The sequence below is a fragment of the Holdemania sp. 1001095H_141210_F2 genome (assembly GCF_015558105.1).
Taxonomy (GTDB): Bacteria; Bacillota_I; Bacilli_A; order Erysipelotrichales; family Erysipelotrichaceae; genus Holdemania.
In genome coordinates, this window is record NZ_JADNPO010000029.1 from 22,510 (window position 1) to 37,581 (window position 15,072).

Sequence of the window (15,072 nt, forward strand, 5' to 3'; positions counted from 1 at the left end):
TGGGAAAAACGGAGGAGAAAACACATGGATAGAATTCAAATGGCAAAAGGGAAACTGGCGCGCGGACCGCTGCCGGCCATGTTCAATTCTGAACATTACCGGCAGGTCGCTGACTTTCATCAGACGTTAAAGCAATACGCCCCGACGCCGCTGATCAATTTATCAAAACTGGCGGAAAAACTGGGAATTCAGGCGATTCTGGTCAAAGATGAATCGCATCGTTTCGGTCTGAATGCCTTCAAGGCTCTGGGGGCCAGCTATGCGGTGCATCAATATCTTGATCAGCATCCTCACACCCGGCCGGTATTTGTGACGACGACCGATGGCAATCATGGCAAAGGCGTGGCCTGGGCCGCACTGCAGGCCGGCTGCCGGGCGGAGATCTTCATGCCCAAAGGCACCGTCGCCAGCCGCGTGCAGGCGATCGAGGCGCTGGGCAACGCCAAAGTCACCGTGACGGAATGGGGCTATGACGATACCGTGCGCTGGACGCGCGATTATGCGCAGCGCAACGGCTATGTTTTAGTGCAGGACACGGTGCTGGAGAATTACCATGAAATTCCTCAGAACATCGTGCTGGGCTATACGACGATGATCCGCGAGGTTGTTCAACAGATCGCGGAACAGGCGCTGGACAAGCCGACGCATGTATTTTTACAGGCCGGCGTCGGTTCGATGGCCGGGGGCGTGCTGGGCTGGCTGGCGGATACATTGAAAGCAGAGATGCCGGTCGTCTCGATCATTGAAGCGACGGACTCCGCCTGTGTCTTCGCCTCCTGTACGCAAGGCACGCTGGTCTCAAAGGCCGGCATCACGCCGACGATCATGGCCGGTCTGAATTGCGGGGAAGTCAATCCGGATCTCTTTCCGGTGCTGCGCGATTACGCGGCGTTCTACTTCGCCTGTGCGGATGAAATCACGGAGGCCGGGATGCGGCAGTACGCTCAACCGCTGGAAGGCGATGAAGCGATTGTTTCCGGCGAATCCGGGGCTGTCGGACTGGGGCTTCTGTTAAGCTTGTGTCAGGATCCTCATTATGAAGCGATGAAGCAGGCGCTGGGACTGGATGAACATTCCGTCGTGCTGCTTCTGAATACGGAAGGAGCAACGGACCCGGACGACTATCGGCGCGTTGTCGGATGCGATCCGCAGTTGGTCGGAAAATGAATGGGGAGCGGGGCCGGTCGGTTTCCACCGGGGTGATCGCCGCCATTCTGATTGTTTTCATAGCTTTGGGAATCTTCCTGCAAAATCTGGATGTGTTCTTTCCCTAGCTGTTGGAGCCAGATCCCCCAATGCCGCCACCGGTTGTGCGGGAGCTGCCCTCTTTTCTCGACGGCTGTCTGCGCAACGAAGTAAATACCCTGACGATTGCTGAGAAAGACGGAATTGTGTATTTAGACCAATCTTATCAATGTGAAATCAATGAACTGAGCGAAGCCGATCAGATTCTGAAAGAACAGGGACTGGGTTCGATCAACACAAAGGAAATCCATTTTTCGATGGAGATTCAGATTATCCCCGATCCAGTCCTCCGGCAGCAGGCCCTTACGAAGGAAATGATGAAATGGCAGCGGCTTGTTCAATATGCCGGTTGTTTTTATCACTGTATCCGGCTGAGCGAAACTGAAATCACGGAAGACAACATACTGGATTATGCTTTTCCTCTGGATGCACAAGCCTGGCGCGTCGATCAGATTGTTCAGATTGATCATCAGGTTTTCGGCACTGTGGGCGAGCGTCTGTTCATGTTTCATATCGCCGATGTGCTGATCCCGCATGAGCCCTCTGATGAAATGACCTTGCTGGACGTTACGGATCCGTTTATCATCAATAAGATCCGGCCGTTGATCGACATCGAAGTTCCGCTGTCATGAGGGGGCGGTGCGAACGCCGCAGAATCGTCGTCATAAGGAAAGCAGGAAGCAGGTGAGTTATGCGTAAAATTGAAGTATTTAACGCGCACGAGGGGAATCTGAGAAATGTCTCGCTGACGCTGCCGAAGGAAAAACTGATCGTTTTGACCGGAGTTTCCGGTTCCGGCAAGTCGACGTTTCTGATCGACGTCCTGTTTAACGAATGTCAGCGGCAGTATCTGGAAGCGATGGGAATGCAGGGAATTCCCAAGCCGAAGGTGGATAAAGTCCGCGGCGCCAGTCCGGCGGTCGTGATCCCGCAGACGGCGGCGAATAGGAATCCTCGTTCCACGGTCGGGACCCTGAGCGATATCTATACCGATCTGCGGATGATTTATGAAAAATTACACCGCCGCACCTGCCCTCATTGCTGCGCGGTGATCGACGCGGCTGACTGCAGGGAAGAAACGGAAAAGCGCGACGGCGATTTCCATGTTTTCATGCGCTGCAGCCGCTGCGGCCAGCGCATGGAGAAACTGACCCGCACCCATTTTTCGTTCAATACAACGGAAGGCGCCTGCCCGGTTTGCGAGGGGCTGGGGAAAATTCATACCGTCGATGAGGACCGGATGTTGGATCCGGCGCTTTCTTTAGAGGCAGGGGCGGTCCGTTTCTGGGAAAAACGCTATGGAGAATATGAAATATCCGTGTATTATGCCGCCTGCCGCGCTTTCGGTCTGGATGAACCGCAAAATATCCCGCTATGTCAGTTCTCCAAAGCGCAGCGGATGTTATTGTGGGAAGGCAGCGACAGTCCTGCGCTGTTGTCTGAGCTGGCCAGAAACCTGCCGCCAAAAGCGGCTGCGGGCAAAAAGTTTGAAGGTGTCGCGGCGAATCTGCGGCGGCGCTGGGCTGAAAAGGGCGGGCAAGCCACGGCGCTGGACGCGTATTTTCAGACGGTTGAATGCCCGGCCTGTCATGGCGAGCGGCTCAACGCGCTGAGCGCTCAGGTCACCGTGAACGGAACCCGCCTGCCGGAATTATCCGGTTTTTCCTTAAACCGTCTGCGGGATTGGATTGACGCGCTGGAGCCAGCGTTAACCGGCAGTGCCCGCGAACTGGCCGATGCCTATCTGCGCGATATTCAAACCAAGCTGAACCGTCTGATCCGGGTCGGCCTGGGTTATCTGACGCTGGATCGGCAAATCATCACGCTTTCCGGCGGGGAAAGTCAGCGGCTGCGGCTGGCGGCGGCGCTGGATCTGGAGATGTCCGGACTTTTAATCATGCTGGATGAACCGACGGCCGGTCTGCATCCGCAGGATACCGAAGGGTTGATCGCAATCCTTAACCATCTGCGTGATCTGGGCAATACCGTGCTGGTGATCGAACATGATCCGGATGTGATGCGGGCTGCGGATTTACTGGTTGAATTCGGACCGGGCGCCGGGATTCATGGCGGAACACTCATCGCCTGCGAACCCCCGGAACAGCTTCGGTCGAATCCCGATTCCTTAACCGGATTCTGGCTGGCTGCACCGGCTGAGTTTCCTTCGCAGACCCGATCCGCGCAAGGCTGGATTACGATTAAAAATGCCTGTCAGTATAACCTGCGCCATTTTGACGTCGCTTTTCCCACCGGATGTCTGTGCGCGGTGAGCGGACCTTCGGGCTCTGGGAAATCCACGCTGGTATTTGAAGTGCTTGCGGCAAACCGCGGCGGCCGGGCTGAGATCACGGGCCTGGAACAATTTGAACGGATCGTGACGATTGAACAATCCGCGATCACCCGGATGAAGCGTTCCAATGTCGCCACTTACAGCGGCGTTTACGGGTTGATTCGCACTCTCTTTGCGAAGACCGGGGCAGCCCGCGCCGCGCATTGCCCGGCTTCTTATTTTTCGTTCAATACCCCAGGCGGACGATGCGAGAACTGTCAGGGAATGGGCGTGGTGGAAAACAACATGTTGTTTTTTGCCAACGTTGAGGTCGTCTGCCCCGTTTGTCATGGACAGCGCTTTAACGATACGGTGCTGAGCGTCAAATACAACGGCAGCTCGATCGACGAAGTGCTCAAACTGACGGTTGAGGAAGCGATAATTTTCTTTGCCGGGCAGCCGAAATTAGGCCGGATGCTGAAGCGGTTAGCGGAGGCGGGATTGGGGTATCTGCCGCTGGGGCAGCCGCTGACGACCCTCTCCGGCGGTGAAGCGCAGCGCTTGAAGCTGGCGGTGGAGCTGATCGAAAATCACAGCGGAAAAGCTCAGCTGTATTTAATGGACGAACCGACGACGGGATTACACCCGGCCGACGTCGAACATTTTCTGAAACTGCTTCTGCGGCTGCGGGACGCAGGCCATACCGTGATCGTAGTGGAACACAATCCGCAGCTGATCCGGGCGTGCGACTGGGTGATCGATCTGGGACCGCAGGGCGGCGATCAGGGTGGGCAGCTGATGTTCGCCGGTACGCCGCAGGCATTCAAGGCCGAAATGAAAAGCGCGACGGCCCGTTATTTGTAACAAAACAAGTTTAAGACGATGAGAATTCTGATAGGAAAGATGTTCAGTGATTTCAGCGAATCAGAGAGCGGCTGATAAAAATACAAATCAGCCGCTTTTTCTTCTCTGTACCCAGGAACGTCTGTTCGAAAAAGAACGGCTTCAGCCGCGGACGGACTTTGCCGGACGGCGTTCAATCCCAGGATCTGCGTGCTTTTTGTCAGATAAAGAGATCTTCGGTATGGGAACATATTGGTCGGGAAAAGAATAGAGATAAGGGAAAAGAGCGCTTGACTTGCGGCAGATCCGGAGTATACTTAGGAATGATCGTATACAAGTAAACTAATTGCCAAGGAGAAACGCTGATGAGTAAAATACGAATACCCATCTTCAACGTCGAACAGATGCTGAAAGGCTATGCCCGTTTGCGCGAGGCTTACAGCCGTTTCTGCGTTCATTCCATCGCGGACGAAGCTTTTTCTCCCAATGAAATGAACGTGCTGATCTTCCTGTCCAACAACCCGTCGATCAACACCGCCAAAGAGCTGACCGTCACTCTGGGCGTATCCAAAGGTCTGGTCTGCCGCAGCGTGGATACGCTGATGCGCCGGGGCTATCTGACCAGCGAGGAAGACGCGAAGGATCATCGGATCCTGCACCTCAGGCTGACGCAGAAAGCTGCTCCGGTAATCGGTCAGATGCGCGTCAATCAGACACGCTTTTCCGAAGCGGTGACCCGGAATATCAGCGAGGAAGAACTGGCGGTGTATACCCGGGTTCAGCATCAGATTTATGCGAACATCGAAGCGATGACCAATCGGAAAGGGGACGAATTATGCTTCAATCGAAAGAAACCAATTTAGGGAAGGACCGCATCGGAAGCTTGTTTTTTGCGCTGGCGGTTCCGGCGATCACATCCCAGGTCGTCAACGCACTCTACAACATGGTCGACCGGATGTATATCGGCCATATTCCAGGCTCAGGCGCTGCGGCGTTAACCGGCGTCGGCGTTGCCTTCCCGTTAATCATGATTATCTCCGCTTTTGCGGCCTTAGTCAGCATGGGCGGCGCGCCGCGGGCCTCGATCATGATGGGCAAAGGTGATAACGAACAGGCCAATAAGATTTTAGGCAACTGCTTTACGGCGTTAGTGATCACCGCCCTTGCCCTGACGGCAGTCACGATGATCTTCTGCGAGCCGTTGTTAATGATGTTCGGCGCCAGTGAGAACACGATCGTTTATGCCAAAGCGTATATGATGATTTACGCGGCCGGTACAATTTTCGTTCAGCTGACGCTGGGCATGAACGCTTTTATTTCCGCGCAGGGCTTTTCCCGCGTCAGCATGCTGACGGTCGTCATCGGTGCGATCACCAACATTGTGCTCGATCCGGTTCTGATCTTCGGCTTCCATATGGGCGTGCGCGGGGCGGCGCTGGCGACGGTGCTGTCGCAGGCTGTCTCGACCGTCTGGGTGCTGCAGTTTTTAAGCGGTAAAAAAAGTCAGCTCAAGCTGCATCCGAAATATTTCAGCATCGACGCCAAGATCCTGTTCCCGGCGCTGGCGCTGGGCGTTGCGCCGTTTATCATGCAGTCAACGGAAAGTCTGTTAGTGCTGTGCTTTAATTCCTCCTTATTGAAATACGGCGGCGATCTGGCGGTCGGCGCAATGACGATCCTGTCCAGCGTCATGCAGTTCTCGATGCTGCCGCTGCAGGGCTTAACCCAGGGCGCGCAGCCGATCATCAGCTTCAACTATGGCGCGGGAAATATTGACCGGGTGAAGAAAGCGTTCCATCTGCTGCTGGTGAGCTGTCTGGTTTATTCCTCCGTCATGTGGGTGCTGTGCATGCTGTTCCCGCAGATGTTTGCGGCGATCTTTACCGGCGATCCGGCGCTGACGCAAATTACGGTCTGGGCGCTGCGGATTTATATCGCGGCTGTGTTCTTAATGGGCGCGCAGCTGGCTTGCCAGCAAACCTTCATCGCGCTGGGCAACGCCAAGATTTCAACCTTTCTGGCGTTATTGCGAAAGATTATCCTGTTGATTCCGCTGATCTATATTCTGCCGAATTTCTTTGAGAATAAGGTGTTTGCAGTATTCGTCGCGGAACCGATTGCCGATACAATTTCCGTACTGGTCACAATCACGTTGTTCTTCCGCTTCTTCCGCGCGGTGGAGCACGAACAGATTCACGCTTAAGCCGAAGCAGAGAAAACAAGTCTGTGAAGAAAGCGACGCTCTTCGCGTCGTTTTTATTTTGATTTTAAACAAAGATTTAAGAAAATAGAAAGTCCGTTTCTGACGATTTCATAAATTTTCCAGTTTCCGCAACGATTCGATGTCGGAATTGAAGTAAGAATATGCTATGCTTAAAGTAAAGAATACCTTGAATGATCTGCGGCAGGGAGCTTGCAATACGCAGAATTTGAGGAGGAGAAAGGAACAGAACATGAGAAAAATGAAGAAAAGCAGGATTCTTTGGCTGGCAGTCTGGCTTTGCCTGGCTCTCAGCGGCTGTGCTAAAACAGAAAGCGCGTCTGAGATTATGGCAAAAGTCCAGGCGAAGCAAATGGAAAGCGAAGCGGTTCAATCCGTCGCCATGAACGGTCAGCTGAAGATGACCACGCAGGGAATGACGCTGGAATTTCCGATGGATCTCGTCATCCAGACGCAGCCGGCAGAGAAACAGGGCGAACCTGTCGTTTACTTTAGTTTTACAACCTCGTTTATGGGGCAATCCATGGATATGAAATACTGTGTTCAGGATCAGATGATGTACAGCGAAGTAAATGGCGAACGCAGCAGCCAGCCTTACGCTTACACGCCGGAAACGATCCAGGAACTTCAGCAGAACAGGAATATGGAGAAGATGGTTAACGCTTTCTCCGTGAAGAAAACCGGGACCGGTTATGAGCTGATCTATGAAGCGCAGAGCTTTGCCGAGCTGGCGGATTTGTTAGGGGCTTTAGGCGATGCCGAACCCGATCTGGACGCCCTGCAGGAATTGCAGCGGCAATTTGAAACGATTGATCAGACGGTGACTTTAAACCAATGGAAGATGAGCTTCCAGATCTCGAAGGATTATCAGATGACCGGCGGACTGATCGCCATCGACGCGACCAGCGAAGCCGAAGGGACGACGATGAATTTCGGTATTGAAATCAACGTGAGCGTCCGTACGGACCAGCCGATGACCACGATAGATCTGTCAGCTTGGGCAATGTAAAAAGCAAGGGAGCCAGGCCGGATAAGAAAAAGCTGCGCAGAGGCGTCTGAATTATGCTCCGGATGCTTCCCGCTGCCCCGGGGTTTAAAAGAAATGAAGGTTGAGGTATGAAGTGGAAAAAACTGGAGATCGCGCTGATTGCGCTGATGATTCTCTACACCGCCGGGTTCTGGACGTTTAAAACTTTAAGTCACCATCCGTATTCACTGACGCCGATCACGCTGTCCCGCGTTTGGCTGCGTGAGAAAGTTGGCCTTGATATCACGCTGATCAACGAAGTGTTCCGCGCTGAGCTGAACCGTGAAATTGCGCCGGCGGTTGCCGAGGTGGACTTTCGGGGGGAATGTTATACCATTGACTACGCCGCTCATTTTACCCAAACGCCTCAGCCGATTGGTCTTCTGTATGAAGGAAAGGGAAACAGCCCGGACGGCCGCGGAATCTCGCTGGAGCTTTATATCAGCGACCGCGATTTGAGTTCGGTTATGCCGCTGTCAAAAATGATTACCTGGCTGGGGCCAGAGCGGCAGCTGGGCTGGCTTGGGTCAACGGCGGCGATCCTGGACTATCAACAGGTGGGCCAGACTGTCCGCGGTCAGTTTCATGTCAAACACGACGACTGCTTTTATCTTGGCGAACTGAGATATCACGATCCCGCCATGAATGGGGATTGGGAACATGACCAGAAGATCTGGGAAACCGCGCTGGACCAGCTGCTGCCGTTTCTTGCCGAATAAACAAAAGGATTGCGTACCGTGATCAGGTCATCACAGTACGCAATCCTTTTTTAGCTTTTTGAATGGAAAACAAAGCAGGAGAAGACGTCTACAAGCCGCATTTCAGCTGTGCGTTGCAGTTGGTGCAGGTATTGCAGCCGCCGATTTCTTCGACGATGCCTTCCAGGCAGATCGGGCAGATATCGCCGACCTCCACGCCGATATTGCGGTCCTGCCGGTCCGCGCGCAGATCGGTTTTCTTTTCCGCTTCCTGCGTCTTTTTAACCGGAACACCGAAATCACGCTCAATATCCATCTGATCCCAGCTGTTTTCTTCCTCGTTGCTCAAGGTCAGTACCTGGGAATCACGTGAACCGTCAACGTACACCGTCCCGCCTTTTGCGCCGCCCGCGTACAGCCGTTCATAGATGTGCTGAACCTGCCGAACCGAGAAGCCCCGCGGGGCGTTGACTGTCTTGGAGATGGAGGAATCGATCCAGCGCTGGATTACACATTGGGTATCGGCGTGTTCTTCCGGCGTCAGCTCCATCGCGCTGACGAAGAACTCCGGCAGCGTATCGCGGGTGTAGCCCGGATTGAGCGCCAGCCACTGATCGACGATCGCCGCGTTGACTTCGATGAACTTGCCCAGCCGTCCCGAACGGAAGTAAGAGAAGCTGAAATACGGTTCCAGACCGGTGGAGACGCCGACCATCGTGCCGGTCGAACCCGTTGGGGCAATCGTTAACAGATGCGAATTCCGGATTCCGTATTTCAGGATGGACTGCCGGATGTCCTCGTCCATCTGCTTCATGTATCCGGTGTTGATGAACGCTTCACCGCTGGTAAAGAACGGGAAGCTGCCTTTTTCCTTCGCCAGCTCGACCGACGTCTGATAAGCCGCGCGGGCGATGCAGTGGAAGACCTGATCGATCGTTTCCAGCGCTTCCGGCGAGCCATAGCGCTTGCGGTTCCAGATCAACATGTCGTGCAGGCCCATGACGCCCAAACCGACGCGCCGTTCGCCCAGCGCCTGATTTTCGTTGGCCTTGAGGAAATACGGGGTGCTGTTGATGACGTTGTCCTGCATCCGCACGGTCAGTGCGACCGTTTCCGCCAGTTCATCAAACAGGATCCGGCCGTCTTTCTTGTCGACGAAGTTGGCGAGATTGACGGCGGCCAGGTTGCAGACGGAATACGGCGCCAGCGGCTGTTCCCCGCATGGATTGGTGGCGACGACTTTCTGACCATAGGCTTTAGCGTTGGTCATTTTGTTGGCGTTGTCGATGAAGAAGATGCCCGGTTCCGCCGAGTAGGTCGCGCAGAAGCAGATCAGATCCCACAGATCGCGGGCGTGGATCGTGCGGTAGGTCTTGATCGGATAACCCAGTGCTTCCCACTCGCGGACGTCGCCGATCTTGTGCCAATGGGTATCGTAGGCTTCTTTCTGCTGCGGGGTATAATTGGCGATGTCCGGGAACCGCAGATCAAAGGTCCCGTTCTTTTCCACCGCTTCCATAAATTCGTCGGTTAGTGTTACGGAAATGTTGGCGCCGCTTAAGAATTCCGGATTGACCACTTCCAGACGACCGCCTTCCAACAGTGTCTGCTGAGCATAGTCCAGAACGTCAGCCGGCGTGTTTTTGCTTTCGATCAAGGTTTCCAGCATCTGCCGTTCCAGCCGGGAAAGCGGAATAAATTTCAGTTTGCGCTGAGCCAGTTCGCGTACCTGTTCGTCTTTACTGTTTTCACTCAGCCATTTCAGCACGCGCGGATTCTGCATTTTGGAAATGATGAACTCGATGATGTCCGGATGCCAGTCCGCCAACATGATCATCTGCGCGCCGCGCCGCGAACCGCCCTGCTCGACCAGATTGGTCAGGTTGGCGATGTCGTTCAGCCAGCTGACCGCACCGCTGCTGCGGCCGCCGACGCCTTTGGCCGGGGCATGCTTCGGACGCAGTGTCGAACCGTTGGTCCCGACCCCGCCGCCGCGGGACATGATTTCCATGACTTCCTTGCGATGTTCCGCAATGCCGCCGCGGGAATCCTCGACAAACGGCATAACGAAGCAGTTGAAATAGGTAACCTGCGTACCGCTGCCCGCGCCGAACAAGACGCGTCCGGCCGGGATGACGTTGAGTTTCTTTAACTGTTCAGTAAACAAGCCGGCATATTTTTTCCGCTGTTCTTCATCGGTTTCCGGCTCCGCCAGCGCGGTGCCGACCCGGCGCGCGATTTGTTCATAGTAAATTTCCATCGGCTTGTCGATTTCCGCAAACGGCCGGCGGATCATCCCCGTGATCGACTCCTGCTCGTCTTCCAGCGTACCGCGGAATTCTTCTTCAATTTCAATCGTCACGCTCTCATTTTCCCAGTCGATCGCTTTGACGACGCCGACGCCCCGGGCCGGATATTTCGGGTCCTCTTTGATGACGGTCAGCACGATGTCGCCGATGCCCAGCGTTCTGAGTTCGCGGTCCTTTTGGGCGTAGCGGTCAAGCATGACCAGCCGTGAAACACCGGAATGGATCGTGTGATCTTCCGGTTGGATTTCAGTTAAATAGGGAAAAAATTCCCGGATGTCCTGATTGAGTTTAGCGATTGTTTCCTTGCGATATCCCATAATATGAATGCTTCCTCCTATGCTTAAATTTCCGAACCCTTCGCACTCTGAATCTGCAGCGCGTAAAAATAATCGCTGATCCGGTTCAGATAGACGCCCAGCGACGGATCTGTCTTCCGGGTTTCCTGCAGCTTCCACCAATGCCGCTCGACGCGCCGGCTGATTGCCCGCAGCCGATTCAGCATCGCGCTTTCGGAATTGTCGATTGGATAATGAAACCGGAATTCACCAGCCGCTGAGACCCGCGAATAAATTTCCGTTTCCAGCTTCCGGGTATAACTTTCCAAATCCGCGCTGCCATACCCGGCCAACTTCGCGCTGGCGGCGCTGATCTGGTTCACGATCTGTTCCATCGGTTTTCTATATCTGGCAAATCCGCTGGCTAGCAACAGACATTCAGCGCTCAGTTCGTCCAGATCGCCCAGGACTTCGATTAACGGATCTGCTTTGGAAATCCGCTCACCCTGAATCCCGGTCGTTCCCTGATCCCCGGTTTTGGTTGTAACGATCATGTTTTCACCTCGCTTCATGTCTGCCTTTTACGGGCCATTGCTTCCATTATAAAATGTTTTTGTCCAGAAGTCATAAAGAAATCGCGATTGGAACGATTTTCATAATTTATTCGAAAAAAAGTGAGGTAAACTTACCTGGTTTCATTTCAGTTTCATAATTTGAAAGCGATTCAGGCAGGGACAAAGCGAAGATCCGGGCATAAGTTTTCTCCCTGGATGATAAACTGAAATGAAGCATGTTGAAAACGCCAGGGGAAATCCTAAAAATTGGAACAGACGGCCGTGGTGTAGTGATCTCGGGCCGGGGCAATACTATCACTGAACTTGAACTGGGAAGTTCAACGGTTTGGAAGGAGGAATCGCGAGGATGAAAACCAATTTTGATCCTCAGGCTCAAAAGGCGATCCAGGCTGCCCGCACGGTGGCGCGGCAGATGAAAAACACCTTTATCGGGACGGAGCATTTATTAATCGGCATTCTGCAGACGGACAACTCCGCGCTGCAGAAATTGCTGAGCGAACGCGGAATTACCGCCGAACAGCTGAAAGAGGATATTCAGGTGCTGTTTGGTTTTAATGAGGAAGAAACAAGACAGACGGAATATACGCAGACTGTCCAGGAAATTCTGGAGAAATGTCTGGTGGAAGCGGCCCGTTCCACGCCGCCGGTGATCACGCTGAAAATGTTGACGCGGACATTGTTGGAAACACCCAATAACGTCGCTTCGGAGCTGTTGAGACGGTATGATGTGGATATCGCCGGATTGATCGCGGAGCTGAACCGGCAGGATATCGAAAGTCTGAATGCCATCCGCGAGCTGCGCAACCTGAACCAGTGGATGACCCGCCGGCCTTCCAATATCGTTGAACGGCAGGCGCAGATGAATTCGATCATCCGGATCCTGTGCCGTAAGGAAAAAGCGAATCCGCTGCTTTTGGGGGATCCGGGCGTCGGCAAGACGGCGTTGGTGGAACAGCTGGCCAAAAGCATCGACGAGAATGAGGTGCCGGATTGTCTGCGCGGCAGCGTCATCTTTGAACTGAGCGTCAACGGTCTGGTGGCAGGTACAAAGTACCGCGGCGAGTTTGAAGAGAAGATTCAGAAAATCCTGGATGCCCTGCGGCAATTTCCCCAGGTCATTCTTTTTATTGACGAAATTCATCAGATCATCGGCGCCGGCAAGGCGGAGGGTTCGATCGACGTGGCCGGTGTGCTGAAACCGGTTTTGGCGCGCGGAGAAATCCGCTGCATCGGCGCGACGACCTATGATGAATATCTGAAGTTCATTGAAAAGGATCGGGCGCTGCAGCGGCGCTTTCAGCCGGTCATGATTGAAGAGCCGGATCTGGATTCCGCCCGGCGGATGATCGAAGCGAAGATTCCCGAATACGAGCAGCATCATCAGATTCGATTTCCGTTCAGGCTGGTTGGCCCGCTGATGGAAAGCACACAATATTTCATGCCCTCGCGCAAGCTGCCGGACAAGGCGCTGGATGTCATTGATCTGGCCTGCGCCAGCGCGCGGATGGATTGTCGTGAAGAAGTGGAGCAGCGGGATATTGATCAGATTTTAGAACAACTCACCGATGTGCCGTTACAGGACCGCTGCCGCAAGGACCGGGTGATGCAGCGGCTGCGCATGGAGCTGATCGGTCAGGAAGACATTCTGACGCAGATTGATCAGCAGCTGCAGTGGATGGAGCTGGGCGTCGTACAGGAACGTCCGTTAGGCGTATGGCTGCTTTGCGGAAAGCAGTTTTCCTTGAAGCAGCGGCTGGCGAAGGTGCTGGCGCAGCTGTACTTTGGTCAAAACGAGCGGCGGATTGAAGTAGATATGATGGATTACCAGGACAGTCAGGCTGGTTATCGCTTCGTTCATGGCGTAGATCAACAATATTCGCTGTGGCTGGAGAAACTGCGGCGTTCGCCCTATTCGCTGTTGTTGATCCGCAATCTGGACGCTGCCCGTCCGGAATGTGCGGCGATCCTGCGCAAAGGCATCGAACAGGGAATGATCGAGGAAGAAGCGGGGCGGAAGGTGGATCTGCGGCATTGTCTGATACTTCTGGACAGCGAACAAAGTCACGCCGTGTCCGGATTGGGCTATCAGGCAGTGACGGTAAAAACCGAAGAGGAAGGCTGGACGGCGCTGGCCGATGCAGTTCTGGATTTCCGGACGCTGGACAGCACGGAAATGGAGACGCTGGCGCGGCGGCGTTATCAGGAGATGACGCGCAAACTGCCGCAGCTGGCAATGGAGCTGGGCGAGGATACGCCGTTTGATGTGGAAGGGGAAGACCCGGAAAAGATCGATCGTCAGATTCGCTCTTATCTAACGCGGCATTTTAAAAAATCCGCGGGCTGAATCCTGTAAAAATCCGCCGGGATTTGTGAAATCCGGTTCAGTCCATTGCCGGACTTATCGGGGTGTGATAAAATAAACACTACCATAAGGGCGAAAAAGAGGGAACAGGATGGAATATTCAGCATTGATCGTGGCTGCCGGACAGGGGCGCCGGATGAATCTTGGCTACAACAAGGTGTTCTACACCTTTGCGGACGGAAAGAATGTTTTGGAAAAGACGATGAGCATTTTCGAGGCGGACTCACGGTGCAAACAAATCGTGATTGTGACTCAGCGTGAGGATTACGTGCGCTGTATGCGCAACCGGACACAACGGGGGAACGTTGTGTTTGTGGAAGGCGGCACAACCCGTCAGGAGAGCGTATTCAACGGATTAATGGCGGTCAGTGAGGATTATGTGCTGATCCATGACGGCGCGCGGCCGTTTCTGGAACAGGAATGTCTGGACCGGCTCTGCCAGAGCTTAAGCGAGCATGACGCTTGTCTGTTGACGGTGCCGTGCAAGGATACGATCAAGGTCATTGAAGACGGAAAGATTAAGGAAACGCCGAACCGCAGCCAGCTGGTGCAGGCGCAGACGCCGCAGGCGTTTAAGACGTCGCTGATTCTGCGGGCGTACCGCAAGGCGCGTCAGGAAAAGGTACAGGCGACCGACGACGCGCAGGTCGTAGAACTGTTAACCGGCGAAGCGGTGTACGCGGTGCTGGGATCGTATAAAAATATCAAGATTACGACGCAGGAAGATCTGCGTTAAGAACGAATCATTCCGGCCAGCATCGCTGTCCGGTTTTTTTATGGAGCAAAGTGTCTGAAAATGAAAATTATGAAAATAACCGCACGCCCTTGAAATAACTCAGGAACGGAATATACTAAGGGTGTAGGGACGCTTGAAAAAGCGGCACCCGTCGTAAGCTATCTCTTCATCCAAGAGAAGCTGTGGACAGATAAACGCCGGTGATCTTTGTGACGGATGACGGCGTTTTTTCGTATTATAGAAGTAGGAATAAAGTATCCTACTCGATATAGAATTAGATGAGTATAAAATATTGAGATTGAGAAGAAATCATGCAAGTGATGTTCAGTTAATCTTAGTATCTCATCGAGAGTATCAGAAGTTAGGATATAATATTCTTAGCTTCTTTTCTTTTGTGGGCCAACCTAAGTTGAGAAGCTCATAGAGAAGAAATGGCTTGGCACTTTTTGGAACAATCTAGTTCGTAAAAGAAAATGCCATTCTTCCTATTCAAATTCATAAGCTTGTTTAAA

General features: G+C 53.5%; 11 protein-coding genes. 9 read left to right on the top strand and 2 right to left on the bottom strand.

The window, feature by feature from the left end; genetic code table 11:
- Nucleotides 1–24 precede the first annotated feature (24 nt).
- From I2G61_RS13555 to I2G61_RS13585, 7 genes are all read left to right on the top strand, one after another.
- A complete protein-coding gene (locus tag I2G61_RS13555) occupies nucleotides 25–1,167 on the top strand; it encodes a diaminopropionate ammonia-lyase (protein ID WP_072685573.1) in 1,143 nt (380 codons plus the stop codon).
- A gap of 128 nt (nucleotides 1,168–1,295) precedes the next feature.
- Complete coding sequence (locus I2G61_RS13560; RefSeq protein WP_195548343.1) at nucleotides 1,296–1,877, top strand: hypothetical protein; 582 nt, start codon at nucleotides 1,296–1,298, stop codon at nucleotides 1,875–1,877.
- 59 nt (nucleotides 1,878–1,936) lie between these two features.
- Nucleotides 1,937–4,378 carry an excinuclease ABC subunit UvrA gene (gene uvrA / locus I2G61_RS13565; RefSeq protein ID WP_195548344.1) on the top strand — a complete coding sequence of 814 codons (2,442 nt, stop codon included), beginning with the start codon at nucleotides 1,937–1,939 and terminating at the stop codon, nucleotides 4,376–4,378.
- A 344-nt stretch (nucleotides 4,379–4,722) separates the two neighbouring features.
- Nucleotides 4,723–5,220, top strand: a complete 498-nt coding sequence (locus tag I2G61_RS13570; RefSeq protein WP_072685577.1) for a MarR family winged helix-turn-helix transcriptional regulator — start codon at nucleotides 4,723–4,725, stop codon at nucleotides 5,218–5,220.
- Complete coding sequence (locus I2G61_RS13575) at nucleotides 5,193–6,560, top strand: MATE family efflux transporter (protein ID WP_072685578.1); 1,368 nt, start codon at nucleotides 5,193–5,195, stop codon at nucleotides 6,558–6,560. Before I2G61_RS13570 ends, I2G61_RS13575 begins: the two co-directional genes overlap by 28 nt.
- Nucleotides 6,561–6,810: 250 nt before the next feature.
- Nucleotides 6,811–7,587 carry a hypothetical protein gene (locus I2G61_RS13580; protein WP_195397271.1) on the top strand — a complete coding sequence of 259 codons (777 nt, stop codon included), beginning with the start codon at nucleotides 6,811–6,813 and terminating at the stop codon, nucleotides 7,585–7,587.
- Nucleotides 7,588–7,694: 107 nt separating this feature from the next.
- Nucleotides 7,695–8,324: a hypothetical protein gene (locus tag I2G61_RS13585; protein WP_195397273.1), complete on the top strand. Its 630-nt coding sequence runs from the start codon at nucleotides 7,695–7,697 to the stop codon at nucleotides 8,322–8,324.
- A gap of 88 nt (nucleotides 8,325–8,412) precedes the next feature.
- On the opposite strand, the gene I2G61_RS13590 is transcribed toward I2G61_RS13585, so the two are convergent.
- Nucleotides 8,413–10,929: a vitamin B12-dependent ribonucleotide reductase gene (locus I2G61_RS13590; protein WP_195548345.1), complete on the bottom strand. Its 2,517-nt coding sequence runs from the start codon at nucleotides 10,927–10,929 to the stop codon at nucleotides 8,413–8,415.
- 23 nt (nucleotides 10,930–10,952) lie between these two features.
- Nucleotides 10,953–11,459 (bottom strand): ATP:cob(I)alamin adenosyltransferase, encoded by a 507-nt coding sequence (locus tag I2G61_RS13595; protein ID WP_083538658.1) that lies wholly within the window; start codon nucleotides 11,457–11,459, stop codon nucleotides 10,953–10,955.
- Nucleotides 11,460–11,808: 349 nt separating this feature from the next.
- Between I2G61_RS13595 and I2G61_RS13600 the strand changes: the two genes are divergently transcribed.
- Together I2G61_RS13600 and ispD are read left to right on the top strand one after the other, a co-directional pair.
- Nucleotides 11,809–13,806, top strand: a complete 1,998-nt coding sequence (locus tag I2G61_RS13600; protein ID WP_072685583.1) for an AAA family ATPase — start codon at nucleotides 11,809–11,811, stop codon at nucleotides 13,804–13,806.
- A gap of 109 nt (nucleotides 13,807–13,915) precedes the next feature.
- The gene (gene ispD, locus I2G61_RS13605) at nucleotides 13,916–14,560 is read left to right on the top strand and encodes a 2-C-methyl-D-erythritol 4-phosphate cytidylyltransferase (protein ID WP_072685584.1); all 645 of its coding nucleotides are present in this window, start codon (nucleotides 13,916–13,918) and stop codon (nucleotides 14,558–14,560) included.
- The last annotated feature ends 512 nt before the right edge of the window (nucleotides 14,561–15,072 follow it).